This window comes from Polynucleobacter sp. UK-Kesae-W10 (assembly GCF_018881575.1).
In the GTDB taxonomy this organism is placed as follows: domain Bacteria; phylum Pseudomonadota; class Gammaproteobacteria; order Burkholderiales; family Burkholderiaceae; genus Polynucleobacter.
In genome coordinates this window covers 1-1,643 of record NZ_JACVQB010000009.1, presented here as the reverse complement: position 1 = coordinate 1,643, position 1,643 = coordinate 1, and the positions used below count along the sequence as shown (strand labels likewise).

At 46.6% G+C, this 1,643-nt stretch carries 1 protein-coding gene; it reads left to right on the top strand.

Annotated features, from left to right (window positions below; all coding sequences use genetic code 11):
• The coding region (locus tag ICN24_RS10255) for a hypothetical protein (protein ID WP_216223691.1) at window positions 1–1,643 on the top strand (1,643 nt) is incomplete at both ends.

The window sequence follows — 1,643 nt, the reverse complement described above, 5'->3', positions numbered from 1 at the left end:
CTTAGATCCCCAGTACTTTGAAGCCTGGGTCAATCGCAGTGTGCCACTGAATGCTCTGAAACGTTATCAAGAAGCCTGCACTTCTTGTGAGAAAGCCATTGCCCTCAGACCCAATGATGCGCAGGGGTGGCTCAATCGCGGTATTGCACTAAATGGCCTTCAGTTACATCAAAAGGCATTACATGCCTACGATCAAGCGCTCACTTTGCGAAAAGATTACGCCGAGGCACACGCCAATAAGGGTGCCACCCTTCAAGAATTGGAAAGGCTTGAAGAGGCAATTACGCAATATCAAACGGTGCGAACTCTTAATCCCGAGATGCGCTGGGTATATGGAAGCTTGCTATATACACAAAGCAAAATCTGTTCTTGGGATCATTTTGATGTGGAATTACAAAACCTTTCCTCCATGATCATGGAGGGATATCAGGCTATTCAACCATTTCCAATCCTCGCCCTCACTGATGATCCCGCGCTACATAAAGTCTGCGCTCAGTCTTATGGGGATGCGAACTATCCTATACAGCCTTCCCTAGGGGCAATAGATAGGCACGTCAGTAACCCGAGGGTGACCATTGCTTACTTCTCAGCGGATTTTCATCATCACGCAACCAGTCATCTCATAGCGGAGTTATTTGAATTACATGACAAGAGTCAATTTAGAGTCATTGGGTTTTCATTTGGACCAGAAAGCAAAGATGCGGTGCGTGAACGTCTTGGTAATTCATTGGATGAATTGATTGATGTACGAAGTAAGTCTGATTTAGAGATTGCCCAGCTAGCACGCCAGATGGGTATTGATATTGCGATTGATTTAAAGGGCTATACCCAAGATTCAAGGCCGGGCATCTTTGCTTATCGGGCAGCTCCAATTCAGGTGAGTTATCTTGGATATCCAGGTACTTTAGGTGTGCCTTATATTGATTACCTCATTGCCGATGCCACCATTATTCCAAAAGAGGCTGAGTCCTACTATTGCGAGCAGATTGTGCGCTTACCGCACACCTACCAGGTCAATGATCGTCAGCGAGAAATTGCCTCAGTAACAATGAGTCGCTCATCGCTAGGCCTTCCTGAAACAGGTTTTGTCTTTGCTTGCTTTAACAATAACTACAAGATCTTGCCAGCGACCTTTGATCGCTGGATGCGGATCTTAAAAGCCACCCCCGGTAGTATCTTATGGTTGTTTGAAGATAATCCATTGGCAGCCAAAAATCTGAAGATTGCAGCGGAGCAGAGGGGTGTTCAATCCAGTCGATTGATCTTTGCGAAGAGAGAGTCACTTCCGGTTCATTTAGCACGTCATGCCTATGCAGACTTATTTCTAGATACGACACCATACAATGCGCACACCACCGCCAGCGATGCCCTTTGGGCAGGACTACCAGTGCTTACCTTGATGGGCCAGTCGTTTGCTAGCCGCGTAGCGGCTAGCTTACTGAACGCCATTGGCCTGCCAGAGCTCATTACTACTACCCCGGAACAGTATGAAGCCCGCGCTATTGAATTGGCTTTACAACCAGAAACATTAATAGCGATTAAAGCAAAGCTAGCAGCCAATCGCCTCAGTACACCCTTGTTTGATACACCCCTGTTTACTAAACATCTAGAGAGCGCCTATCAACAGATGTATGAGCGTTATC